At 72.0% G+C, this 22,974-nt stretch carries 23 protein-coding genes and 1 pseudogene; 13 read left to right on the plus strand and 11 right to left on the minus strand.

Annotated elements, in window-relative coordinates; genetic code table 11:
- Positions 1-2: 2 nt before the first annotated feature.
- Positions 3-611, minus strand: a complete 609-nt coding sequence (locus CLV40_RS07700) for a DUF4386 family protein (RefSeq protein ID WP_104478136.1) — start codon at positions 609-611, stop codon at positions 3-5.
- Between the two features lie 55 nt (positions 612-666).
- On the opposite strand from CLV40_RS07700, the gene CLV40_RS07705 reads away from it, so the two are divergent.
- Entirely contained in the window at positions 667-1,308 is a 642-nt protein-coding gene (locus CLV40_RS07705) for a TetR/AcrR family transcriptional regulator (RefSeq protein WP_104478137.1), read from the plus strand.
- A gap of 304 nt (positions 1,309-1,612) precedes the next feature.
- Here CLV40_RS07705 and CLV40_RS07710 read toward each other — a convergent pair whose 3' ends face one another.
- A complete protein-coding gene (locus tag CLV40_RS07710) occupies positions 1,613-2,263 on the minus strand; it encodes a DUF1707 SHOCT-like domain-containing protein (RefSeq protein WP_104478138.1) in 651 nt (216 codons plus the stop codon).
- Between the two features lie 101 nt (positions 2,264-2,364).
- On the opposite strand from CLV40_RS07710, the gene upp reads away from it, so the two are divergent.
- Together upp and CLV40_RS37815 are read left to right on the plus strand one after the other, a co-directional pair.
- Entirely contained in the window at positions 2,365-2,988 is a 624-nt protein-coding gene (gene upp / locus CLV40_RS07715) for a uracil phosphoribosyltransferase (RefSeq protein ID WP_104478139.1), read from the plus strand.
- Positions 2,963-3,445, plus strand: coding sequence for a hypothetical protein (locus CLV40_RS37815; protein WP_181043367.1), 483 nt, complete (start codon positions 2,963-2,965; stop codon positions 3,443-3,445). The genes upp and CLV40_RS37815 overlap by 26 nt, the downstream gene beginning before the upstream one ends.
- A 3-nt stretch (positions 3,446-3,448) precedes the next feature.
- On the opposite strand, the gene CLV40_RS07725 is transcribed toward CLV40_RS37815, so the two are convergent.
- The gene (locus CLV40_RS07725; RefSeq protein WP_104478324.1) at positions 3,449-4,045 is read right to left on the minus strand and encodes a TetR/AcrR family transcriptional regulator; all 597 of its coding nucleotides are present in this window, start codon (positions 4,043-4,045) and stop codon (positions 3,449-3,451) included.
- 61 nt (positions 4,046-4,106) lie between these two features.
- On the opposite strand from CLV40_RS07725, the gene CLV40_RS07730 reads away from it, so the two are divergent.
- The 5 genes from CLV40_RS07730 (at position 4,107) to CLV40_RS07750 (ending at position 7,178) form a co-directional block, all read left to right on the plus strand.
- Positions 4,107-4,313: a ribbon-helix-helix protein, CopG family gene (locus CLV40_RS07730; protein WP_104478140.1), complete on the plus strand. Its 207-nt coding sequence runs from the start codon at positions 4,107-4,109 to the stop codon at positions 4,311-4,313.
- Between the two features lie 43 nt (positions 4,314-4,356).
- Positions 4,357-4,740: a type II toxin-antitoxin system death-on-curing family toxin gene (locus CLV40_RS07735; RefSeq protein ID WP_104478141.1), complete on the plus strand. Its 384-nt coding sequence runs from the start codon at positions 4,357-4,359 to the stop codon at positions 4,738-4,740.
- Between the two features lie 60 nt (positions 4,741-4,800).
- A complete protein-coding gene (locus tag CLV40_RS07740; protein ID WP_104478142.1) occupies positions 4,801-5,190 on the plus strand; it encodes a MerR family transcriptional regulator in 390 nt (129 codons plus the stop codon).
- A complete protein-coding gene (locus tag CLV40_RS07745) occupies positions 5,187-6,167 on the plus strand; it encodes an aldo/keto reductase (RefSeq protein ID WP_104478143.1) in 981 nt (326 codons plus the stop codon). Before CLV40_RS07740 ends, CLV40_RS07745 begins: the two co-directional genes overlap by 4 nt.
- Before the next feature lie 78 nt (positions 6,168-6,245).
- On the plus strand, positions 6,246-7,178 hold the full coding sequence (locus CLV40_RS07750) for an aldo/keto reductase (protein WP_104478325.1): 933 nt from the start codon (positions 6,246-6,248) through the stop codon (positions 7,176-7,178).
- A 55-nt stretch (positions 7,179-7,233) separates the two neighbouring features.
- On the opposite strand, the gene CLV40_RS07755 is transcribed toward CLV40_RS07750, so the two are convergent.
- From CLV40_RS07755 to CLV40_RS07785, 7 genes and pseudogenes are all read right to left on the minus strand, one after another.
- Complete coding sequence (locus tag CLV40_RS07755) at positions 7,234-8,388, minus strand: NADAR family protein (protein ID WP_146107961.1); 1,155 nt, start codon at positions 8,386-8,388, stop codon at positions 7,234-7,236.
- Between the two features lie 151 nt (positions 8,389-8,539).
- On the minus strand, positions 8,540-10,063 hold the full coding sequence (locus CLV40_RS37820; protein ID WP_181043369.1) for an FG-GAP-like repeat-containing protein: 1,524 nt from the start codon (positions 10,061-10,063) through the stop codon (positions 8,540-8,542).
- Positions 10,064-10,251: 188 nt separating this feature from the next.
- A pseudogene (locus CLV40_RS07765) lies at positions 10,252-10,484 on the minus strand (flavodoxin family protein); the annotation flags it as partial.
- 87 nt (positions 10,485-10,571) lie between these two features.
- Positions 10,572-12,212, minus strand: a complete 1,641-nt coding sequence (locus CLV40_RS07770) for a phospho-sugar mutase (protein WP_104478145.1) — start codon at positions 12,210-12,212, stop codon at positions 10,572-10,574.
- Entirely contained in the window at positions 12,209-13,021 is an 813-nt protein-coding gene (locus CLV40_RS07775) for a purine-nucleoside phosphorylase (protein ID WP_181043370.1), read from the minus strand. Before CLV40_RS07775 ends, CLV40_RS07770 begins: the two co-directional genes overlap by 4 nt.
- The gene (locus CLV40_RS07780; protein WP_104478327.1) at positions 13,018-13,464 is read right to left on the minus strand and encodes an ABA4-like family protein; all 447 of its coding nucleotides are present in this window, start codon (positions 13,462-13,464) and stop codon (positions 13,018-13,020) included. Before CLV40_RS07780 ends, CLV40_RS07775 begins: the two co-directional genes overlap by 4 nt.
- Entirely contained in the window at positions 13,461-14,354 is an 894-nt protein-coding gene (locus CLV40_RS07785; protein ID WP_181043371.1) for a hypothetical protein, read from the minus strand. Before CLV40_RS07785 ends, CLV40_RS07780 begins: the two co-directional genes overlap by 4 nt.
- Before the next feature lie 87 nt (positions 14,355-14,441).
- On the opposite strand from CLV40_RS07785, the gene CLV40_RS07790 reads away from it, so the two are divergent.
- Together CLV40_RS07790 and CLV40_RS07795 are read left to right on the plus strand one after the other, a co-directional pair.
- On the plus strand, positions 14,442-15,092 hold the full coding sequence (locus CLV40_RS07790) for a MerR family transcriptional regulator (protein ID WP_104478146.1): 651 nt from the start codon (positions 14,442-14,444) through the stop codon (positions 15,090-15,092).
- Positions 15,093-15,137: 45 nt separating this feature from the next.
- Positions 15,138-16,007 carry a class I SAM-dependent methyltransferase gene (locus CLV40_RS07795; RefSeq protein ID WP_104478147.1) on the plus strand — a complete coding sequence of 290 codons (870 nt, stop codon included), beginning with the start codon at positions 15,138-15,140 and terminating at the stop codon, positions 16,005-16,007.
- Positions 16,008-16,112: 105 nt separating this feature from the next.
- On the opposite strand, the gene CLV40_RS07800 is transcribed toward CLV40_RS07795, so the two are convergent.
- Positions 16,113-17,801 carry a serine/threonine-protein kinase gene (locus tag CLV40_RS07800; RefSeq protein ID WP_104478148.1) on the minus strand — a complete coding sequence of 563 codons (1,689 nt, stop codon included), beginning with the start codon at positions 17,799-17,801 and terminating at the stop codon, positions 16,113-16,115.
- A 121-nt stretch (positions 17,802-17,922) separates the two neighbouring features.
- Here CLV40_RS07800 and CLV40_RS07805 point away from each other — a divergent pair, with 121 nt between their 5' ends.
- Genes CLV40_RS07805 through meaB form a run of 3 tightly spaced genes read left to right on the plus strand, consistent with a single transcriptional unit; the run spans position 17,923 to position 22,959 of the window.
- Complete coding sequence (locus CLV40_RS07805; protein WP_104478149.1) at positions 17,923-19,788, plus strand: methylmalonyl-CoA mutase family protein; 1,866 nt, start codon at positions 17,923-17,925, stop codon at positions 19,786-19,788.
- Positions 19,785-21,974: a methylmalonyl-CoA mutase gene (gene scpA, locus CLV40_RS07810; RefSeq protein WP_104478150.1), complete on the plus strand. Its 2,190-nt coding sequence runs from the start codon at positions 19,785-19,787 to the stop codon at positions 21,972-21,974. The genes CLV40_RS07805 and scpA overlap by 4 nt, the downstream gene beginning before the upstream one ends.
- The gene (meaB, locus tag CLV40_RS07815; RefSeq protein WP_104478151.1) at positions 21,967-22,959 is read left to right on the plus strand and encodes a methylmalonyl Co-A mutase-associated GTPase MeaB; all 993 of its coding nucleotides are present in this window, start codon (positions 21,967-21,969) and stop codon (positions 22,957-22,959) included. Before scpA ends, meaB begins: the two co-directional genes overlap by 8 nt.
- The last annotated feature ends 15 nt before the right edge of the window (positions 22,960-22,974 follow it).

The following is a 22,974-nucleotide window of genomic DNA, read 5'->3' on the forward strand; positions in this document are numbered from 1 at the left end:
GTCTATGCGGCTTGGAGGGCTCGCCGGGGGCGGGCGGTGCGGATGATCTTGATGGTGAGGGCCACGAGCCAGGCGGTCCACAGCACGTAGCCGAGGAAGTTGGCCAGGTCGGCGCCGGGGACGCCGAGCGGGATGAGGACGCCGGTGGCGACGAGCGCGGCGGCGGGCCAGGCGATGGCGCGGAGGCCGGAGCGGCGGGCGACGAGGAACGTCCACGCGGCGGTGAGGGCGTAGCCGATGGTCTCGCCGATGACGGTTCCGAGCACAGTGGACAGTGCGTGGAAGGTGTCGGGGTCGTCGACGAACGGGACGATCAGCGGCCACCGCATGAGTCCGATGACCTGTACCGCTGCTGCTGCGATGCCCAGCGGCACGATCGGGCCGGGGTTGTTTGTGCGTTTGGCGAGGTTGGTGGAGATCGGGGCCATAAGAGCGGCGGACGCGGCTAAGAGGAGAAACAGCGCGGAGATGACGAACTGGTTCGCGTGGAACTGCGTGAGCACCTCCTGGGCGGGCTTGGCGAGGACGTCGGGGTAGTCGAAGACGCTTCCCAGGCCGAGGAAGGCCAGGTTGGCGCCCGCGGCACCGGCGATGAGCAGGAGGGGCAGCACGGTCGCTCCGATCTCTGTACGGCGTGCAATATTGCACACTGTACAGTGATGCACCGTGGAAGAGAAGAGCGGTCGTCCGGGCCCGAAGCGGAGCCTGTCCGCCGGGCGGATCGTCGACGTGGCGTTGGAGCTGTTCGACGGTGAGGTCCCGTCGATCCGCGGTGTCGCCGCGCGGCTGGGGGTGCGGCCGAACACGCTGTACACGTACCTGCCGGACCGCGCGGCCCTGGAGCGCGCGCTGGTGGACCGGCTGCTGGCCGAGGCCGACCCGGACCTGCTGCTCGGCCGCCGCAGCTGGCGTCGTCGGGTGGAGGATTACGCGTGTGCGCTAAGAGGGGTGTTGTTGCGCCGTAGGGGGGCTGCGGCGCTGCTGCACTCCGCTCCGATGGACGGGCCCAACGCGCTTCTGGTGGGGGAGCGGTTGTTGGCGCTGTTCATCACGGCGGGTCTACCGCCGACGGAGGCGTCGCGGGCGACGTATGCGGTCATCGTGCAGGTCTTGGGCGCGGCGACGCTGACCGCCGCGGACCAGGACGGGCGGTCGGAGGAGGAGGTCGTCGCGGCTCGACAGTCGTTGGAGATCCCGGCGGAGCACTTCCCCCTGACCGCCCAAACCTGGCCGACAGCGGCGACGTGGAACACGGAACACCAGTTCCGCTGGTCGTTGCGCGCGCTGCTGGACGGCCTGGTGCGGTAGCGATCGGAGTTATCCACAGGCCGCCCGCTGACCTGCTCGCGGGCTGCTTTCGCCCGGTAGAATTGATATTGAGGGATCCCCGGCCCGGATGGGGTACCTGGCTGAAGGTCGCCCGGATTCGGGGTGGGCCGCAGCAGGGTTGGCTGCGGCTGGGTTGATCGCGGACCTGGGCCGGCTGGGCTCGGAGCGGCGAGTGCGGGTCGATCGCGGGCTGGGGCTTGCTCGGCGCGGCGAGTGCGTGTGGATCGGGCAGCGACCGCGTGCGCCGAGGGGCGTCTGGCGGTTGTGCGAGCGGCGGGGTGGGTCAGCCCTGCTCGATCTGCTTCTTGTTCTTCGGCTTCTTCGGCGACCGGATCTCCACGCCGCCCATCAGCGCGAGGCCGGTGACGCGGACGACCGGGGCACCCGGCGGCGGCGCCTGGTCGCGCAGGCCGTTGTGGAAGGCGCCCATGAAGCCGGAGCCGGTCACGTGCACGACGACGTCCGGCGGGACCGTGATCTCGATGCCGCCCATCAGCGCGAAGGCGTGGATGACGGTCTCGCGGGCCTCGAACGTGGCGTGCGTCAGGTCGATCTCCACGCCGCCCATGACCGCGACGGCGTTGAAGGTCGGCGGCACGGTCCACTGTCCCTTGACCTCGGACCCGGAGAGCACCGCGATGGCGTTGTTCTGCGTGCCGCGTCCCCCGATCCGGTGACCCACGGCGTGCTGGGCGACCGGCCCGGGCTGGGTCGGCTGGTAGGCGATGACCTGCTGCCCCGGCAGGTCGCGGACCAGCGGCTCCAGCTCGCCGAAGGTCTTCGCGGCGTAGACGTGCGTCAGCCGTTCGTCCAGCTCGGTGACGGTGAGCCTGCCCTCGGCCATGGCGTCGTGCAGGACCTTGGCGAACCGCTCCCGATCGGCGTCGGAGGCGCGCATGTCGCGCGGACCGGGGAGGCTTGGCTGCTCACTCACGCAGATGAGGGTAGCGCCATCGGGTGGCGCCGTGGTCTGGACATAACCGCTGGAAAAGTGGACCGCGTTCCGCCTGCCCCGGTGCGGCTACGGTGTCGCCCATGGACGTGCTCACCGTCGACCACCCGCTCGCCAAGGCGCGGCTCACCGTCATGCGCGACGCCCGGACCGACAGCGCCACCTTCCGGGCCGCGCTGCACGACCTCACCAACATGCTGATCTACGAGGCCACCCGGGCCGCGCCGCTGCGGGTCGAGCGCATCCACACCCCGGTCGCCCGCACGGACGGGTACTGGCTGGCCAACCCGCCGCTGCTGGTGCCGGTGCTGCGCGCCGGGCTGGGCATGGCCGACCAGGCGCACAAGCTGATCCCGGACGCGCAGATGGGCTTCGTCGGCCTGGCCCGCGACGAGGCGACCCTCAAGCCGACCCCGTACATGGAGTCGTTGCCCGAGGACCTGTCGGGCCGCCCGGTGTTCGTCCTCGACCCGATGCTGGCGACCGGCGGTTCGATGCTGCACACCATCCGCCTGCTGACCGACCGCGGCGCCACGGACGTCACCGCCATCTGCGTCCTCGCCGCCCCCGAGGGCATCGAACACCTCGGCGCGGCGGGCCTGCCCGTGCGCCTGGTGACGGCCAGCGTCGACGACCGGCTGAACGACTCCGGCTTCATCGTCCCGGGCCTGGGGGACGCCGGTGACCGGCAGTACGGCGCGGTCTGACCTCCTCGACGAGGTCGAACGGCACTGGGCCGCCCTGCTCGACGGCCGCCTGACCCGCGACGAGGTCGACCGCTGGGCGGCCCGGTGGCACACCGACGACCGCGCCGCCCCGGAACCGCTGGCGGTGTGGGCGCTCGACCTGCTGCACGGGGTCGACCTGCCCGACCTCGACGGCGGCTTCCTGTTCGCGGACGAGCAGGTCGCCGACTGGTTCGCCGAGTTCCGCCGCCTGCGCGCCGAGGCCCCGCCGGGCCTGGCCGCCATCGGGGAACGCCTGGTCGACCTGGTCGAGGGGCGCGCAGAACGCGACGCCGTCGCGCACTGGGCGCGCTACTGGTGCGACCACTCGGCACGCCCCTTCACCGAGGCCGAGCGCCGCCTGCTCCAGGTGCTCACCCAGGCCCAGGAGCACTCGGACGAGCAGTTCCGCGAGTGGCTGGCCGGGACCCGGCGGTAGTCGTCACGGGGGTGCCACGGTCCAGCCCCTGGTGTGGGCGCGGAGGGCCTGTTCGTACATCGCCGGGACGTCCAGGCCCGGGGGTAAGTTCCCGCGCAGTTCCAGGGAAACCAGCCCGTGGACGATGCCCCAGCAGCCCATCGTCATGGTGGTTGCGTCGTCGTGGAAGACGCCGCGGGTGGTGCCGGTGGTGATCACCTCCATCAGGGGGGCCAGGGCCGCGCGGGCCTGTTCGGTGGCGTCGTCGTCCGGTTCGAAGCCGGGGATGGCGCCGCCGAACATGACCCCGTAGAGGTGGGGGCTGGTCCGGGCGCTCTCGCGGTAGGCGATGCCGAGTGCGACGAGGTCGGTCGCGGGGTCGCCGGTCGGGCGCACCGCGCGGAGGTGGCTGCCGAGACGGCGGAACGCCTCGACGTACAGCTCCCGCACCAGGGCGGGTTTGCCGCCGAAGAGCGAGTACACGGCCGTGGTGGAGGTACCCGCGTCCGCGGCCAGCCTGCGCAGGCTCAGCGCGCTCGCGCCTTCGGCGGAGAGCAGTTCCCCCGCTCGGTCGAGCAGCCGCACCCGAAGCGCCTCGTCGTGGGTCCTGGGTCTGGGCACCACGGGAGTCTACCGTTCTGTAACACTGTCACGGTGGTACCACCGTGGTACCGTCGGCCGCATGGCGATGACGTTGCGGCTCACCGAGGAAGACAACGCCCGGCTCGACGAGCTCGCCGCCGCCGAGGGGCGCTCGAAGCAGGAGGTGCTGCGGCTCGCCCTGGCCGACCGCTGGGCCCGCCTGCACAAGGAGGAGCAGCTCGGCGACGTCCTGGCCCGCGTCCTCCCGCGCTACCAGGGCCTGCTCGACCGGCTCGGCCCGGTCTGAAAGCCGCACGCGGACTGTCCGACCCCTATGTGATCATCTTTCGGTGACCACCTACCTCGACGCCAGCGACCTCCTGGTGCTCGCCGCCGCGGTGACCGGCGGCGACCTGGTGGTCCGCGACCTCGGCCTGCTCGACTCCGCCGCCTACCGCCCCCGCGCCACAGTGCTCGGCGTCGAGGCCTACGGCACCCTATGGCTCAAGTCCGCCGCCCTGCTCGACTCGATCGTGCGCACCCGTCCCCTGGCCGAGGGCAACTGGCGGCTCGGCTGGGTCGCCGCGGTCACCCTGTGCGACCTCAACGGCTGGTGGATCGACGCCGACACCGACGACGCCCTGGAAGTGGTGCGCGAGGTCGGCCGCGGCGCCGTCGAGGTGCCCAAGATGGCCGAACACCTCGAGGCCTGGGCGCTGCCGAAGAACGAGTAGCCGGTGCGAGAAATCAAACACGCTTGACCTGGAGCGCACTCCAGCTCTTACGGTCAGTGCGTGACTTACGCGATCGCCGAGGCGGCCCACCGCAGTGGGCTGTCGATCGACACCCTGAGGTACTACGAGCGGATCGAGCTGATCGACCCGCCTGCGCGTGACTCCGGCGGCAGGCGCGCCTACACCGACGAAGACCTGGCGTGGCTGCACTTCCTCACCAAGCTGCGCACGACCGGCATGCCGATCAAGCTGATGCGCGAGTACGCGCGCCTGCGCCACCAGGGCGTCGCCTCCGTAGGCGCGCGCAAGCACATCCTGGTCCGCCACCGCGAGGACGTGCTCGCGCGGATCGAGGAGCTGCGGTCGTGCCTGCAGGTCCTCAACTACAAGATCGAGAACTACGAGCGGATCAGCGGTTCCGAGCAGGACCGCCAGGAGGTTCCGGCATGAGCATCCCCACCCGCGCACTCGGCTCGCTGCAGGTGAGCGCCCAGGGCCTCGGCTGCATGGGCATGAGCCAGGGCTACGGCCCCGGTGACGCCGAGGAGTCGGTGGCCACGCTGCACCGGGCGCTGGAGCTGGGCGTCACGTTCCTCGACACCGCCAACGTCTACGGCGACGGCGCGAACGAGGAGCTGCTGAGCGGGTTCCTCAAGGGCAGGCGCGACCAGGTCGTGCTGGCCACCAAGTTCGGCATCGCCGGTCGCGGCCCGAACGGCCCGGCCGTGCGGGGTGACGCGGCGTACGTGCGCGAGTCGATCGAGGCGTCGCTGCGCAGGCTGGGCGTCGACCACGTCGACCTGTACTACCAGCACCGCGTCGACCCGGACACGCCGATCGAGGAGACCGTCGGCGCCATGGCCGAGCTGGTCGCCGAGGGCAAGGTGCGCCACCTGGGCCTGTCCGAGGCGGGCGCGGACACGATCCGCCGCGCGCACGCCGTGCACCCGATCGCCGCCGTGCAGAGCGAGTGGTCGCTGTGGACCCGCGGCATCGAGGCGGAGGTGCTGCCGACCTGCCGCGAGCTGGGCATCGGCGTGGTGCCGTTCTCGCCGCTCGGCCGGGGCTTCCTCACCGGGCGGCTCACCGCGACCGAGATCGGCGACGGCGACATCCGCGCCGCCATGCCCCGGTTCGCGGCGGAGAACTTCGACCGCAACCGGGCCATCGTGACCGCGTTGGAGGAGCTGGCCGCGGCGCGCGGGGTGACCGCCGGTCAGCTGGCGCTGGCCTGGGTGCAGGCGCAGGGGCCGGACGTGGTCCCGATCCCCGGCACCAAGCGGCGCGCGTACCTGGCGGAGAACGCGGCCGCCGCCACCATCGAACTGTCCGAGTCAGACATCGCCGCCATCGAGGCGGCCGCTCCGGCCGACGCCTTCATCGGGGACCGCTACGCCCCCGGGATGATGCGCGCGGTCGGCAAGTAAGAGGGGAAACGAGAGTTGAGCAAGCTGGAAACGCGGCACCTCGGTCAGCTCGCCGTCGGCGCCCAGGGGCTGGGCTGCATGGGCATGAGCGACTTCTACGCCGGCCGCGACGATGACGAGTCGGTCGCCACCATCCACCAGGCGCTCGACCTGGGCGTGTCGCTGCTGGACACCTCGGACATGTACGGCCCGTACACCAACGAGGAACTGGTCGGCCGCGCCATCCGCGACCGGCGCGACGAGGTCGTGCTGGCCACCAAGTTCGCCATCGTCCGCGACCCGGACGACCCGACCCGCCGGGACGTGCGCGGGGACGCGGCCTACGTGAAGCAGGCCTGCGAGGCGTCCCTGCGGCGCCTCGAGGTGGACCACATCGACCTGTACTACCAGCACCGCGTCGACCCCAAGACACCCATCGAGGAGACCGTCGGCGCGCTGGCGGAACTGGTGGCGGAGGGGAAGATCCGGCACATCGGGCTGTCGGAGGCCGGTGCGTCGACCATCCGGCGGGCGCACGCGGTGCACCCGGTCAGCGCGCTGCAGAGCGAGTGGTCGCTGTGGTCGCGCGACATCGAGGACGAGATCGTGCCGACCTGCCGCGAGCTGGGCATCGGCGTCGTCCCGTACTCGCCGCTCGGCCGCGGCTTCCTGACCGGCAAGTACACCTCGACGGCCGACTTCGGCGAGGGCGACTACCGGTCCGCGGCGCAGCCCCGGCTCTCCGAGGAGAACCTGGCCAAGAACCTCGCCATCGTGGCGGCGCTGCGGATCCTGGCCGAGGAGCGCGGGGTCACCGCCGGTCAGCTCGCGCTGGCCTGGGTGCAGCACCGGGGCGCGGACGTGGTGCCGATCCCGGGGACCAAGCGGCGCAAGTACCTCGCGGAGAACGTGGCGGCGCTGGACGTGCGGCTGTCCGAGGACGACCTGCGGGTGATCGAGGCGGCGGTGCCGCTGGAGTCCGTGGCCGGGGAGCGGTACCCGGAGCAGGGCATGAAGATGATCGGTCTCTGAGCCGATCGGCGCGCCGAAGTCCGCCCGGGTAGGTCCCGGGCGGGCCACGGCCCGTTCACAGCCGGATCCAGGCGCGGCTGAGCGCCGACTCCGAGCGGATCAGCTCCAGCAGCTGTCCCATCCGGTTCCGGTTGCCCACCCCGTGGACGCCCCAGAAGTCCGACAGCTCCTGGGGGTAGACCAGCCGCGCGGTACCGGTTGCGGCCAGCGCCTGGGCGAAAGCGGGGTGCGCACTGGACTTCAGGCGCAGCAGGTACGCCATCGTCGCGGTTCGCAGGTGGGGCCAGTCGGCGCGGCGTTCGAGCCGCATGGCGAGCAACCGCGCGTCGTACGCGGCTTCCGTGCGCAGGATCGCGGCTTGGTCCCGCTCGTTGGCGACCGCCAGCGCCCAGTAGGCGTGCGTGACGGTCGGGTAGGTCCGGCCCGCGACGGTGATGGGTGCCGGGAACTCGTTGCGCAGCACCAGGATTCCGGGATTCGGCGGTCTCTCGTCCGAGGGCCGCGGCTCACTGATGACGACGGTGGGCTCGTCCGGTTCAGGCGGGCTGCTCGCGGGTTCCCCTTCCGCGTGGAGCCGCGCTGCCTCCTCTTCCGCGTAGCGCTGTGCGGCCCGGCCTTGCTGGACGAGGTAGTCCAGCGCTTCGGCGTGCTTCTCCTCGGTGACCAGCACGGCTCCGCCGAGTCGGTTGACGTAGTGGTTGCCCGGTCCGGCCGCCACCACGCGCAGCGGCCAGCCCTTGCGGTCGTGGTCGCCGAGGAGGAAGTCCCGCCGGTGTTCGGGGACCGCGGCGAAGGCCGCGCGCAGCACCGCGCGGTTCTCCTCGGTCGGGTGGTCGCGGAAGACCTTGAGCGCGGCGACGCACCGGCCGGCGGAGTCCGGTCGGTCGTTGTACCTGTCGATGACGTCGCGGGCCTCGCCGATCAGCCCCTCGGCGGTGATGCGGGACCGCGGGTTGGCGAACTCCCAGCCCGCGAGCTGGTAGGCCGAGGCCGTGGCGCCCTCGGGGAGTTCGGTGGCGATCCAGCCCGAGGTGACCGCCGCGACGAAGTCGTCGAAGGTGTGCAGCGTCCCCCAGTCGACCATGCCGTCGGCGTAGACCACCAGGTTGTCCAGGTGGTATTCGCCGTGGTTGCGGACGAACACGGGGCGCGAGGAGCCGATGATCCGCTCCCCGTCCACGGTCCGCCAGGTCGATTGTCCGGTCCCCATGGGGATGAGCCTAGGGGTGCGGAAAAAACAGGGTTCCGCCGCGGTGGGGGCATCACCGCGACGGAACCCCTGGTGTGGCCGCGGGTCGCCCGAAGGAGGGGGTCGGGCGACCCGCGGGGGCATTCGGTTGTCTGTCCGCTATGGACAGTCCTTAGTAGATGCTGCCGGTGTAGCAGACGGCGGCGATGTAGCCGAGGGTGGTGCAGCTCGACGGGGTGCCGCTGTCGTTGGCGGCGTTCGGGTCGGCGGGGGAGCTCGCGGTCCGCTTGGCGGTGACCTTCCAGGTGCCGATGGTCGACAGCTTCAGCGGGACCGAGAAGGTCTTGGTGACCGACTGGCCGACCGCCAGCGGGCCGACCTCGCAGCTGACGGTGCCGCCCGCGACCGTGCAGCCGGGGCCGGCGACCGCGAGCAGCGGCGACGGGACCGCGGCGGTGACCGTGCCGGAGACCAGGGCGTCGGGGCCCGTGTTGCGGACGGTCATCGCGTACTGCAGCGCGGGCACCATGATGCCGACGCGCGGCGAGGCCTGCAGGGACACCGCGAGGTCGCTGGCCTTCGGGGTCGGCAGGACGGTGCGGTTGAGCAGCACCGAGATGCCGTCCGCGACCCGGTTCGTGGTGATCAGGTCGGCGCGGTTGTCGTTGTCGACGTCGGCGGCGTGCACCTCGGTCGGGGTGGTGCCGGTGGCCAGCGTGGCGGTCTGCTGGAACGTGCCGTCGCCGTTGTTGAGCACCGTGACGCTGTCCGCGCCGGAGAGGGAGACCGCCAGGTCGGGGTCGCCGTCGAGGTCGAGGTCGGCCACCGCGACGCCGAACGGGTTGGGGCCGATGGCCTTCGCGGTCGGCAGTCCGAAGACGCCCGCGCCGTTGTTCAGCAGGATCGAGACCGTGCCCGCGCCGTAGTCGGCGGTGGCCAGGTCGACCTTGCCGTCGCGGTTGAAGTCGCCCGCCGCGATGTCGATCGGGTTGACGCTGGTCGGGAACGGGATCGCCAGGCCGAAGGTACCGTCGCCGAGACCCGCGAAGACCGAGACGGTGCCGGTGAAGAAGCCCGCGGTCGCGATGTCGACCTTGCGGTCGCCGTTGAGGTCGGCGAGCACCACGCCGCGCGAGTAGCCGCCGGAGAGGTAGTCGGTGGGCGTGCCGAGCGTGCCGTCGCCCTTGCCCAGCAGCACGGTGATGCCCTCGGGCCTGCTGATCACGACGTCGGCCTTGCTGTCGCCGTTGAGGTCGCCGGTGGCGATGCCCTCCGCGCCGCCGCTGACCGGGTACCCCACGCGCGGGGCGAAGGTGCCGTCACCGTTGCCGAGCAGCACCGAGACGGCGCCCGAGGTGGTGACGGCCAGGTCGGCCTTGCCGTCCCGGTTGAAGTCGGCCGCCGCGATGGCGGTCGGCTCGTCGCCCGGGTAGATGGTCTGGCGGGGGCCGAGGACGCCGCCGCCGGTGCCGAGCAGCACGGTGAGGCGCCACTCGTAGCGGTCGGCGGTGATGACGTCGGTCTTGCCGTCACCGTTGAGGTCGGCGTCGATGACCGCTTCCGGGTGGTTCCCGGTCGAGTAGTCCACGCGCGGCGCGAACGTGATCGGGTTCGCCGCGGACGCGGGGACTGCGGCGAGGGTCAGCGTGGCGGCGGTGGCGGCCACCACACCCAACACCCGGGAACGAGCGGTCACGGAATACCTCCTAATCGGCACATGCCGTCGACCGCCCCATCGCTTTCCGCGCGCCACCCGTTTCGGGGTTGTCGCAGGTACCTCGCTGTGTGTCACGTCCGATTCGGACAGTGACTGTTGATCGGTGTTCTTGCTCTTCTTGACCGGTTCACAGTGGACCGTGTCTTGATTTGTTGCCGAACCCCGCCTTACGGCATCAGGCGGGCGGCGACGGTGGCACCGAGTTCGCGGCAGGCCAGAAGGTCGACTTTGGAGGGCTCTCCCGTGACGCTGACGTGGGGGTGACCTTCTCCCAACCGAGCCCGGTGGTGATCGACTCGATTCCCCGGATCGCCCCCGCGGTGTCGTTGTTGCCGTGCGCGTAGAGGCCGAACGGGCGCGCGCGGGTGGCGTCGAGGCAGGGGTAGTAGGCGTCGAAGAATGGCGGAGACCAGAGGCCTCCGCCATCCAGGACGCAGTGGCCGACTTCCAGTCGGACTGTGCCGTGGTCTTCAGCCGATAACATTCGCTATCCGTTGAGTAGGTCGCGGATTTCCGTGGAGATCGCGGTGAGGCGGTCCTGGGCCGCGGTGCGGGCGGCCGGGAGGGCGTCCGCGGTGGGGGCGGGTTCGACGACTTCCAGGTAGGCCTTGATTTTTGGTTCCGTGCCGGACGGGCGGACCAGGACTCGGAGGCCGTCGCCCGTGTAGCGCAGGACGTTCGCGCCCGGCATGAGGTCCTCCGCGGTCACCGCCACCCCGGCGAAGGTGGGGGGTGGGTTGGCGCGCAGCGCCGTCATCAGGGTACCGATTCGGGTTAGGTCGGTGACTCGCAAGGAGACCTGGGACGTCAGGTGCAGGCCGTGGCGCAGGGCCAGGTCGTCGAGGGCGTCCGCCAGGGTGCGGGTGGTGGCGCGGAGGGTGGCGGCCAGGTCCGCCAGCAGAATGGCGGCGGAGATGCCGTCCTTGTCGAGGACCGAGGTGGGGTCCACGCAGTGGCCCAGGGCCTCTTCGTAGGCGTAGATCAAACCCTCGCCCGCGCGGACCAGCCACTTGAAGCCGGTCAGGGTGGCTGCGTAGCGGGCGCCGTGCGCCGTGGCGATGGCGGAGAGCAGAGAAGAAGAGACGATGGTGTTGGCGACGAGCGGGGACACCGAGTCCGTTGTGGACAGGATGTGTTCGCCCAGCAGGGAACCGGTTTCGTCGCCGGTGAGCATGCGCCAGCCGGTGGGGGTGGGGATGCCGATCGCGCAGCGGTCGGCATCCGGGTCGAGGGCGATGGCGATGTCCGCGTCCACTGTGGATGCCAGGGAAAGCAACAAGTCAGTGGCGCCGGGCTCCTCCGGGTTGGGGAAGCCGACGGTCGGGAAGTCCGGGTCGGGTTCGGTTTGCTCGCGGACCAGGTGGACATCGGTGAAACCCGCGCGGTGCAGCGCCAGGCTGAGGGGACCCGCGCCTACGCCGTGCAGGGCCGTCGCGGCGATGCGGAGTTCGCGGGCCGTGCCGCGGGGGAGCGTCGCCGCGCGGTCGAGGTAGGCGTTGAGGGTCGGCTCCTCGATCGGGGTCCACGTGCGCACCTGGGGGATCGACACGGCCGCCGGGCACGCGGCGATGGCGGCCTCGATGGCGTGGTCGTCCGGCGGCACGATCTGACCGCCGCCCTGGACGTAGAGCTTGTACCCGTTGTCCTGCGGCGGGTTGTGCGACGCCGTGATCTGGACGCCCGCCACCGCGTTCTGCGCGCGGACGGCGTAGGCCAGCAGCGGGGTGGGCAGGGCATTGGAGAGCACCCGCACGTCGAACCCGGCCGCCGCGAGCACACCGGCGGCAGCGGCCCAGAACGCCTCTGAGCCGTGCCGCGCGTCGCGGCCGACGACGACCACACCGCCCCGGTGCCCCTGGGACACCAACCACGCCGCCACCCCGGCCGTCGCCCGGATGACGACCGCGGTGTTCATCCCGTTCGGACCCGCCCGCACCGGCCCGCGCAGTCCCGCCGTGCCGAACGTCAGGGGGCCTGCGAGACGGTCCTCAAGCTCCTCGGCCCTCCCCGGCACGCCGCCCATCGCCTCCGCGACGATCTTCTGCAGCTCCGCGCGGCTGTCCGGGTCCGGGTCGTCGGCGATCCAGCGGAACGCCTGGTCGCGCAGGGCCGGGGTCAGCCTGCTCACGAGCGCGCGACCAGTTCGCGCAGGAAGCCGCCCATGCCCTCGGCGGCGATCCGGCCCGCCTCCAGCACCTCCAGGTGGTTGAGCGGCTCACCGGTGATGCCCGCCGCCAGGTTCGTCACCAGCGACAGGCCGAACACCTCCACGCCCGCCGCGCGCGCCGCGATCGCCTCCAGCACGGTCGACATGCCGACCAGGCCCGCGCCGAGGACCCGCAGCATGTGGATCTCGGCGGGGGTCTCGAAGTGCGGGCCGGGCAGTCCCGCGTAGACCGCTTCGACGAGCGTCGGGTCGATCTCCTTGGCCAGCGCGCGCAGGCGCGGCGAGTACAGGTCGGTCAGGTCGACGAACTCGGCGCCGACCAGCGGGGACCGCGCGGTGAGGTTCAGGTGGTCGCTGATCAGCACCGGCTGCCCGACCCGGGCGCCCTCGATCAGGCACCCGGCCGCGTTGGTCAGGATGACCGTTCGGACCCCGGTCGCCGCCGCGGTGCGCACGCCGTGCACCGCGCGCGCCACGCCGTGGCCCTCGTACAGGTGGGTGCGGCCGAGCAGCACCAGAACCCGCTTGTCGCCGACCTCGATCGAGCGGATCGTGCCGCCGTGACCCTGCACCGTCGGCGCGAGGAAGCCGGGCAGCTCCGCCACCGGCACCTCGGCGGCGGGCTCGCCGAGCTGGTCGACCGCGGGGCGCCAGCCGGAGCCCAGGATCAGGGCGATGTCGTGGCTGGTCGCCCCGGTGCGGTCGGCGATGGCCTTGGCCGCCTCTTCGGCGGCGCGGCCCGGGTCGGTGTCAACGTCGATTCCGGTCACGCTCCGGAGCCTACGCGCGACACCTCCTCGCGTGCCGGGAATCCCAGTCGCACCAGCAGGTAGAGCGGGAGCCCGAGCGGCGAGAGCAGGATGGTGAAGACCAGGATCGGCGCCATCAGCAGCGGGTGCACGCCGCGGTCGCGGCTGTCGAGGTACATCCACCGGCCGATGAACAGGTCCCACGCCAGCACCTGCGCCCAGACGAGCACGACGGCGTTGTCGTCGGTGAAGAACGCCAGCCAACCGGCCAAGGTGGGCTGGGTGACGCCCGCCCACAGCTCGCCGAACACCGGCACCGCCGCGACCGCCCACACCACCAGCGCGGGCAGCAGGATCAGCGGCGACTCGGCGATCCGCCGCGACCACGACCAGGTCGGGGCCACGATCATCAACGCCCAGAACGGGACGACGGCGTAGAACGCCAGGTTGAACAGGGTGCTCACGCGGTGCTCGCTTCCCGGGTCGCGACCGCGGCCGGGCGCCGGGCGGACAGCGCGCCGATGGCGACGCCGACGACGATCACGCCGAACGCCGTCGCGGTCACCCAGTCGGGGTGGATCAGCGACTGCCCGCGCAGCGCCTGCCAGGTGAGCAGCACCAGCAGCGCCGTGTAGCCCGCGCCGACCGTCCACACCAACCGGACCCCGGACCGCTCGTCGACCCGGCCGCGCAGGAAGTAGCCCAGCAGCGGCAGCAGTTGCAGCGCGTGCATGCCGACGAAGTGGCCGACGCGCAGGTCGCCGCCCGTGGTGCTCCAGCCGGTGAGCGGCATCGACGGGCCGCCGTCGGGGACGCCGACGCTGTGCGCGCCGACGATGTCCGGGACGCCGCTGGTGTTCATCGTCATCAGCACGCCGACGGCCATGCCCGCCAGCGACAGGAACATGCCCAGCCGGATCGCCGCCAGTTCCGGCGCCGGGGCCAGCCGCTGCGCGGCGAGCTTGATGGCGATCAGCAGCGTGCAGACCCACAGCACCGCGACGGTGATGCCCATGATGCTGAACATCAGCGTGTTGAACGGCGTGGTGTTGTTGAAGTGGCTGCGCTCCCCGCGCACCACCTGCATGACGACGATGACCATCTCGATCACGGTCGCGCCGACGATCACCGTCGCGGACCGGTTCAGCAGCTTGGACGGCTTCTCCGGCAGCGACAGCAGCCACGCCCAGCTCAGCGCGAACGCCACGAACGACACGCTGAACTTCAGCGGCTTGAGCCAGATCGCCGAGCCGACCAGCACCCGGTCGTCGACGACCAGGCCGACGGCGGAGACCAGCCCGGTCAACACCATCAGCCCGGTCAACACCAGTAACGGTCGGTGCCAGGTCCGCATCGTGAGCCCCTCGAATGGATAGTAGTGCTATCTGCTATCGATAGATACTCTATCCACCTACCCGTTGTCGAGGGGTTGGGAAGGTGCATGCGGATCAGCGAGCTGAGCAGGCGCAGTGGCGTGGCGGTGCCGACGATCAAGTACTACCTGCGGGAAGGCATCCTCCCGCCGGGCGAGCGCACCAGCCCCAACCAGGCCAGATATGACGACGGCCACGTGCACCGGCTCCGCTTCGTCCGCGCGCTGATCGAGGTCGGCGGCCTGTCCGTGGCCACGGTCCGCGAGGTGCTGGCCCGCATCGACAGCGACGAGGCGAACCTCGACCTCCGGCTCGGCACCGTGCAGAAGGCGCTGCTCCCGTCGACCGACGGCCTGTCCGGGCCCGCGCAGGAGGCTGCCGAGCAGGAGGTGGTGAACCTGTTGGAGGAGTACGGCTACCGGTACTTCCGCGACCACCCGGCGATCGCGTCGCTGGCGAACGTCATGGTGGCCGCGCAGGCGCTGGGGCACAACCGGTTCGCCGAACACCTGCGCCGGTACGTCGCCGTGATGCCCCAGGTCGGCGTGATCGACATCGACTACATCGAACAGGCCCGCACGATCGACCACATGCTGGAGAGCGTCGTCGTCGGCACCGTCCTGGGCGACACGGCGATCGCGGCCGTGCGCAGGCTGGCCCAGACCAGCGAGTCGGCCAAGCGCTTCCCCCCGCGCGGGTCGGAGACCCCCGGCCCGTAGGAAACCCCGTGGCCCGCCCGGACGCGCCTCGCTACGGTCGCTCCCGTGAGCTACGAGCACCCGCTGGCCTACCTGCTCGGCATCGAGGGATTGGCCCTGCTGCGCGGTTTCACCGGCGACCACGACCGCGAGTTCACCGAGGCGCGGATCGCCGAGATCCGGCGGCTGCTCGACGAGCCGTGGACGGGGGTGGAGGTCGACCGGGTCGGCGCGGCCGACGGCTACCGGATCTGGTCGCGCACGTACGACCAGCCCGGCAACGGCGCCTTCGCCATCGACGAACCGGAACTGCGGCGGATCATCGACCCGCTGCCCCCGGGCACCGCGCTGGACGCCGCGTGCGGCACGGGCCGCTACGCGCGGCTGCTGGCCGACCGCGGCCACCGGGTGCTCGGCGTCGACGGCTCACCGGAGATGCTCGACCACGCCCGCCCCCGGGTGCCCGAGGCCGAGTTCCGGCTCGGTGACCTGCGTGGACTCCCGGTGGACGACGCGTCGGTGGACCTGGTCACCTGTGGACTCGCGCTGACCCACCTCCCCGACCTCACCCCCGCCTTCGCCGAGTTCGCCCGCGTGCTCCGCCCCGGCGGCCACCTGGTGGTCGTGGACATGCACCCGGAGTCGGTGGCCCGCGGGTCGATCCCGTCGGTGCGCGACCAGGACGGCCGACCCGGTCGGCTCCCGGCCCACCGACACCTGGTCGGCGACTACCTGCGTGCCGCACTGCCACGGGGTTTCCAGGTCCGGGACTGTCGGGAACCGGTCGCGGAACTGGGTGGGACCCCCGAACCCGCCGACTCCCCGGGCCCCTGGGACGTCTGGCCGTGGAGCCTGATGGCGATGGTCCCCGAAGCCGCGCGCGCCGTTTACCCCGGCTCGCCCGTGATGCTCGTCTGGCACTTCCAACTCGCCTGACCCCGAAAACCGGAGAATCTCTCCCGTACGAGGAAATACCGACCAGTGGCCCGGGGTGCGCATTCCCGTCGTTATCGCTTACGTGACCGCGGGACTTCCCACGAGCTACTTGGTCAATACCCGGAACTCGGGTGCGATCCTGGCGAAGAGGCCCCGCCTGCCCGTGTCCTCCAATTCGATCGGCACGGTCACGCTGACCACCCACAGGTCCCGGTCCATCGGCAGGATGTTGGCGATCGACGTCCGGTTGACGTCCGTACCCGAGGAACCCGGGCCGCCGTCTTCGGCGAAGTCGACGCTGCGGTAGGTCAGCTGGACCGCGGTTTCCGGGATGTTCCCCGATTCCAGCGGCGTGCTGCCCACCACCCGGTATCCCGGTGTGCGGCTCGACAGGACGCGCAGGTACTGCTCGACCGTGTGCTTGGTGTAGAAGTTCGGGAACCGCTCCACGACCAGTTCCGAGGTGCCGTCCGGGGAAACCCAGTGCACGCGGGTGCTGTTCGGGAGGGTTTTCGCGGTGCGCTGCTCCACGAACTTCACCCAGTTGTCCGGCACCGGGACGGTGAACGTCCCACCCTGCTCGCCCGCCAGGGTCGCCGCGTCGGCGGTGCGGGGGGCGAGTTCGCGGATCGGGGCCGCGGCCTGCTGGGACGCGGGGGGCGGGCTCTGCGGCAGCACCTCCTGCCCGCCCACCGCCCGGGTCATGGCGAAGCCGCCGACCGCGGCGCCGCCGAAGAGCAGGACCGCCGACGCCGCCAGGGCCGCGGTGACCAGCGGGGCGCGCCGGGGCAGGCGCTCCTGGCGGGTCGCGAACGGCAGGGGGCCGGGGGCCGCGGCGAGCGGGGCGCCCCGCTCGGTGGGCGCCTCGACCGACACCACCGGCTTGGTCACGACCGTGCGCGCGTCCTCGGGTGACGGCGGGTCCAGGCGCAGGCTCTCGTGGACCGGGCTGCCCGCGGGCGGCAGCAGCGGCAACAGCAGCTCCCTGGCCTCCCGCAGCGTCATCCGGGTGTCCGGGTCCTTCACCATCAGCCCGGTGATCACCGGGCGCAGCGGGCCGTCGTAGTCGGGGACCGGGACCTCGCCGTTGACGACCTGGCCGATGGTCTCCAGGGCGGGCGCGTCCGGGTCGTACGGGGCGTGCCCGTCGACGGCGGCGAACAGCGTCGCCCCCAGCCCCCACAGGTCCGCCTGCGGGGTCACCGCGCCGCCGGAGGCGACCTCGGGGGCGATGTAGCAGGGCGACCCGAGCATCACGCCGAGCTGCGTCAGGGTGCGCTCGGAGACGTTGCGGGCGATGCCGAAGTCGGTGAGCTTGACCCGGCCGTCCGGGCAGACCAGGACGTTGCCCGGCTTCACGTCCCGGTGCACCACCCCGACCTCGTGCGCGGCCTGCAGCCCCGACGCCACCGCGTGGCCGACGATCGCGGCCTGCTCGGTGCTCAGCGGGCCGTTGCCCGCGATCAGCTCGGCCAGGCTGACCGCGACCAGGAACTCCATCACCACGAACGGCTCGTCGTCCTCGCGGGCGACGTCGTGCAGGATGATGACATTCGGGTGCGACACGACCGCGATGGCCCGGGCCTCGCGCAGCGTGCGCTCGCGCAACTCCTCGATCTCCTCGACCGCGTCGTCGGCGAGGATGCGGACCTGCTTGACCGCCACCGGCCTGCGCAGGAACTCGTCGTAGGCCTCCCACACCGTGCCCATCGAGCCCTGGCCGAGCTGTCTGCGCAGGCGGTAGCGCTCCGCTACGAGGCGTTGCTCGGGCTCCTGGGTCGACACGGCCGACATTCTCACCCACGGGCCCATCGGTCAGGGGTGAAAAGTGAAAGGTATCCGAGTGTCTACTCGTCGGTAACCGCGATCTGGCTCACACGCCGGTGCTCTTGCCGGGTCCGTAGAGTCGACTGGCATGACAGCTCAGACCGGGCCCACCGCCGGGCCGGACGACCTGGTCCTCGCGGGTGAGTTCGAGCCCGCGACGCATTCGCGCTGGCAGGGCATGGTGGACCGGGTGCTGCGCAAGTCCGGTGCCGTGCCCGACGACTACGACCACCCGGTCGAGACGCTGCTCACCACCCGCACCTACGACGGCGTCGAGCTGAAACCGCTCTATAACCGAGCTGAAGTCCCGGAGAACTTTCCCGGGCTCCCGCCCTTCCTGCGCGGTGCCCGGCCGGAGGGGTACGTGGCCGGTGGCTGGGACGTCCGCCAGCGGCACGCCGACCCCGACCCGGTCGCCACCCGGGCCGCGGTGCTCGCCGACCTCGAGCACGGCGTCACATCGCTGTGGCTGGTCGTCGGTGCCGCCGGGATCCCGGTGGGCGCGCTCGGCGACGTGCTCGCCGACGTCTACCTCGACCTCGCCCCGGTCACCCTGGACGCGGGCGCCGACTTCCGCGCCGCCGCCGGCGAGCTGCTGCGCCTGCACGCCGACAAGGGCGTCCCACCCGCCAGGGTGCGCGGCAACCTCGGCGCCGACCCGCTCGGCCACCGGGCGCGCACCGGCCAGGACGCCGACCTCGACGGCGCCGCCGCACTGGCCGCCGAGACCGCCCGCAGCCACCCGGGTCTGCGCGCGGTCGTCGTCGACGGCCTGCCCTACCACCAGGCGGGCGGCTCCGACGCCGAGGAACTCGGCGCCGCGCTCGCCGCGGGCGTCGCCTACCTGCGGGCGATCACCGCGGCCGGGCTGACCGTGGACGAAGCGGCGGCCCGGCTGGAGTTCCGCTACGCCGCCACCGCCGACCAGTTCGGCACCACCGCCAAGTTCCGCGCCGCGCGCAGGCTGTGGTCGCGGGTGCTGGAGGTCTGCGGCGCCACCCCGGTCGGGCAGCGGCAGCACGCGGTCAGCTCGCCCGCCATGCTCACCGCGCGCGACCCGTGGGTGAACCTGCTGCGCACCACCCTGGCCTGTTTCGGCGCGGGTGTGGGCGGCGCGGACGCGGTCACCGTGCTGCCCTTCGACACCGCGCTCGGCCTGCCCGACCCGTTCGCCCGGCGGATCGCCCGCAACACCCAGGCGGTGCTGCTGGAGGAGTCGCGGTTGGCCGGGGTGATCGACCCGGCGGGCGGCTCCTGGTACGTCGAGGCGCGCACCGACGAGCTGGCCGGGGCCGCGTGGGCCTGGTTCACCGAGATCGAGCGCGCGGGCGGGCTGCTCGCCGCGCTGGACTCCGGCTTGGTCGCCGAGCGGCTCGCCGCGACCTGGGCGGCCCGGTCGGCGAACCTGGCCACCCGCACCGACGCGCTCACCGGGGTCAGCGAGTTCCCGAACCTGGCCGAGCGGGTCCCGAGCAGGCGGCCCGCGCCCGCCGCGCCGTCCGGCGGGCTGCCGGTCGTGCGGTACGCGCAGGAGTACGAGGAGCTGCGCGACCGCGCGGACCGCGTGCTCGCCGAGACCGGCGCCCGGCCGAAGGTCTTCCTCGCCACCCTCGGCCCCGTCGCCGCGCACACCGCGCGCGCCACTTTCGCCGCCAACCTGTTCCAGGCGGGCGGGATCGAGACCCCCGACGGCGGCGTGCTCACCGACGCGGAGACCGCCGCCGCGCGGTTCACCGAGAGCGGCGCGACCGTCGCCTGCCTGTGCGGGGCCGAGCGGTCCTACGGCGAACTGGCCGCCCCGGTCGCCCGCGCGCTCAAGGCCGCTGGTGCCGCCACCGTGCTGCTCGCCGGTAAACCGTCCGATGTGGAGGGTGTGGACGGTTTCGTGTTCACCGGCTGCGACGCGCTCGACGTCCTGCGCACCACCCTGGAAACCCTGGGAGTCCCCGCATGAGCATCCCCGACTTCGGCGGCATCGACCTCGGCGAGCCCGCGACCGCCACCGCGGCCGACTGGCGCGCGGCGTTGCAGGCGAGCACCGGCAAGGACGCCGACGCCCTGGTGTGGGAAACCCCCGAGGGCATCGGCATCCGACCGGTCTACACCGCCGAGGACCTGGCCGGGCTGGATTTCCTCGACACGTACCCGGGCATCGCCCCGTACCTGCGCGGTCCGTACCCGACGATGTACGTCAACCAGCCGTGGACGATCCGCCAGTACGCGGGTTTCTCCACCGCGGAGGAGTCCAACGCCTTCTACCGCCGCAACCTCGCCGCCGGGCAGAAGGGCCTCTCGGTCGCCTTCGACCTCGCCACCCACCGCGGCTACGACTCCGACCACCCCCGGGTGGCCGGTGACGTCGGCATGGCGGGTGTGGCCATCGACTCCATCTACGACATGCGCCAGCTGTTCGAGGGCATCCCGCTCGACAAGATGAGCGTGTCGATGACGATGAACGGTGCCGTGCTGCCGGTGCTCGCGCTCTACGTCGTCGCGGCGGAGGAGCAGGGCGTCGCGCCGCAACAGCTCGCCGGGACCATCCAGAACGACATCCTCAAGGAGTTCATGGTCCGCAACACCTACATCTACCCGCCGCGGCCGTCGATGCGGATCATCTCCGACATCTTCGCCTACACCTCGCGGACCATGCCGAAGTACAACTCCATCTCCATCTCCGGCTACCACATGCAGGAGGCCGGGGCCACGGCCGACCTGGAACTGGCCTACACCCTCGCCGACGGCGTCGAGTACCTCCGCGCCGGTCGCGACGCGGGACTCGACGTGGACCGGTTCGCGCCCCGGCTCTCGTTCTTCTGGGCCGTGGGCATGAACTTCTTCATGGAGGTCGCCAAGCTGCGCGCGGCCCGGCTGCTGTGGGCCAAGCTGGTCAAGGGTTTCGACCCGAAGGACGCCAAGTCGCTGAGCCTGCGCACGCACTGCCAGACCTCCGGCTGGTCGCTGACCGCGCAGGACGTCTACAACAACGTCATCCGCACGTGCGTCGAGGCGATGGCCGCCACCCAGGGGCACACGCAGTCCCTGCACACCAACGCCCTCGACGAGGCGCTGGCGCTGCCGACCGACTTCTCCGCGCGCATCGCCCGCAACACCCAGTTGTTGCTGCAACAGGAATCCGGCACCACCCGGGTCATCGATCCCTGGGGCGGCAGCGCTTTCGTCGAGCGGCTCACGCACGACCTCGCGCGCCAGGCGTGGGGGCACATCGGCGAGGTCGAGGCCGCGGGCGGGATGGCCAAGGCGATCGACGCGGGCATCCCGAAGCTGCGCATCGAGGAGGCCGCCGCGCGGACCCAGGCGCGGATCGACTCCGGGCGCCAGCCGGTGATCGGGGTGAACAAGTACCAGGTGTCCGACGAGGAGGCGATCGACGTCCTCAAGGTCGACAACGCCGGGGTGCGGGCGCGGCAGGTGGAGAAGTTGCGGCGGTTGCGCGAGGAGCGCGACGGCGACGCGGTCGAGCGGGCGCTGGCCGCGCTGACCCGGGCCGCCGACGCCGACGGGAACCTGCTGGAGCTGGCCATCGACGCGGCGCGGGCGAAGGCCACCGTCGGGGAGATCTCCGAGGCGCTCGGCCGGGTCTGGGGCAGGCACTCGGCGCAGATCCGTACCATCTCCGGGGTGTACCGCGACGAGGTCGGCAAGGGCGCGGCGAACGGCGCGGTGGACACCGCGCGGTCCACTGTGGACGCGTTCGCCGACGCGGAGGGCCGCAGGCCGCGGCTCCTGGTCGCCAAGATGGGCCAGGACGGGCACGACCGCGGCCAGAAGGTGATCGCCACCGCGTTCGCCGACCTCGGCTTCGACGTGGACGTGGGCCCCCTGTTCTCCACCCCCGACGAGGTCGCGCGCCAGGCGGTCGAGGCGGACGTGCACATCGTCGGGGTGAACTCGCTGGCCGCCGGGCACCTCACCCTGGTGCCCGCGCTGCGCGCCGAACTGGCCGCGCTCGGCCGTCCGGACATCATGATCGTGGTCGGCGGCGTCATCCCGCCGCAGGACTTCGACGAGCTGCGGGCCGCGGGCGCGGCGGCGATCTTCCCGCCCGGCACGGTCATCGCCACCGCCGCCACCGAGCTGCTGCGCAAGCTCGCCGAGCAGCACGGGCACGGGCTTGGCTGAGCCGGTCGACGTCGGGACCTACGCCAAGGGCGTGCTGGCGGGTGACCGCGCGCTGCTCTCGCGCGCGATCACCCTGGTCGAGTCCCGGCGGGCCGACCACCGCGCCATGGCCCAGGAACTGCTGGTCGAGCTGCTGCCGCACGCGGGCGGCGCGCACCGGGTCGGCATCACCGGCGTGCCCGGCGTCGGGAAGTCGACCTTCATCGACGCCCTCGGCACGAACCTGACCGCGGCGGGTCGCCGGGTCGCGGTGCTGGCCGTCGACCCGTCGTCGACCCGCACCGGCGGCAGCATCCTCGGCGACAAGACCCGGATGTCGCGGCTGGCGGTGGACCCCCGGGCGTTCATCCGACCGTCCCCCACCTCAGGGACCCTCGGTGGGGTGGCCCGGGCGACCCGGGAGACCATCGTGCTGATGGAGGCGGCGGGATACGACACCGTGCTGGTGGAGACCGTCGGGGTAGGCCAATCCGAGACGACCGTGGCGGCCATGGTCGACTGCTTCCTGTTCCTCACGCTCGCCCGAACGGGCGACCAGCTGCAGGGCATCAAGAAGGGCGTGCTGGAACTCGCGGACGTCATCGCCGTCAACAAGGCCGACGGCGACCACGCGCGCGAGGCCGCCAAGGCCGCCAGGGAACTGGCGGGCGCCCTGCGGCTGCTGCGCGACCCGGATGCGACCTGGACCCCGCCCGTGCTGACCTGCAGCGGCCAGGAGAACCACGGACTCGACGAGGTGTGGCAGCAGGTCGAGGCCCACCACCGCACCCTGACCGACTCCGGCGAACTGGCCGCGAAGCGCAGGCAGCAGCAGGTCGACTGGACCTGGGCCATGGTCCACGACACCCTGCTCTCCCGGCTCCGCGACCACGCCGGCGTCCGCGCCGCGGCCCCTGGCCTGGAAGAACGGGTCCGCGCGGGCACCCTCACCGCCACCCTGGCCGCCGAGGCCATCCTCGCCGCCTTCACCGACCCGGTCGAGTGACCCCGACAGGCTGAC

This window comes from Actinokineospora auranticolor, assembly GCF_002934265.1.
Lineage (GTDB): Bacteria > Actinomycetota > Actinomycetes > Mycobacteriales > Pseudonocardiaceae > Actinokineospora > Actinokineospora auranticolor.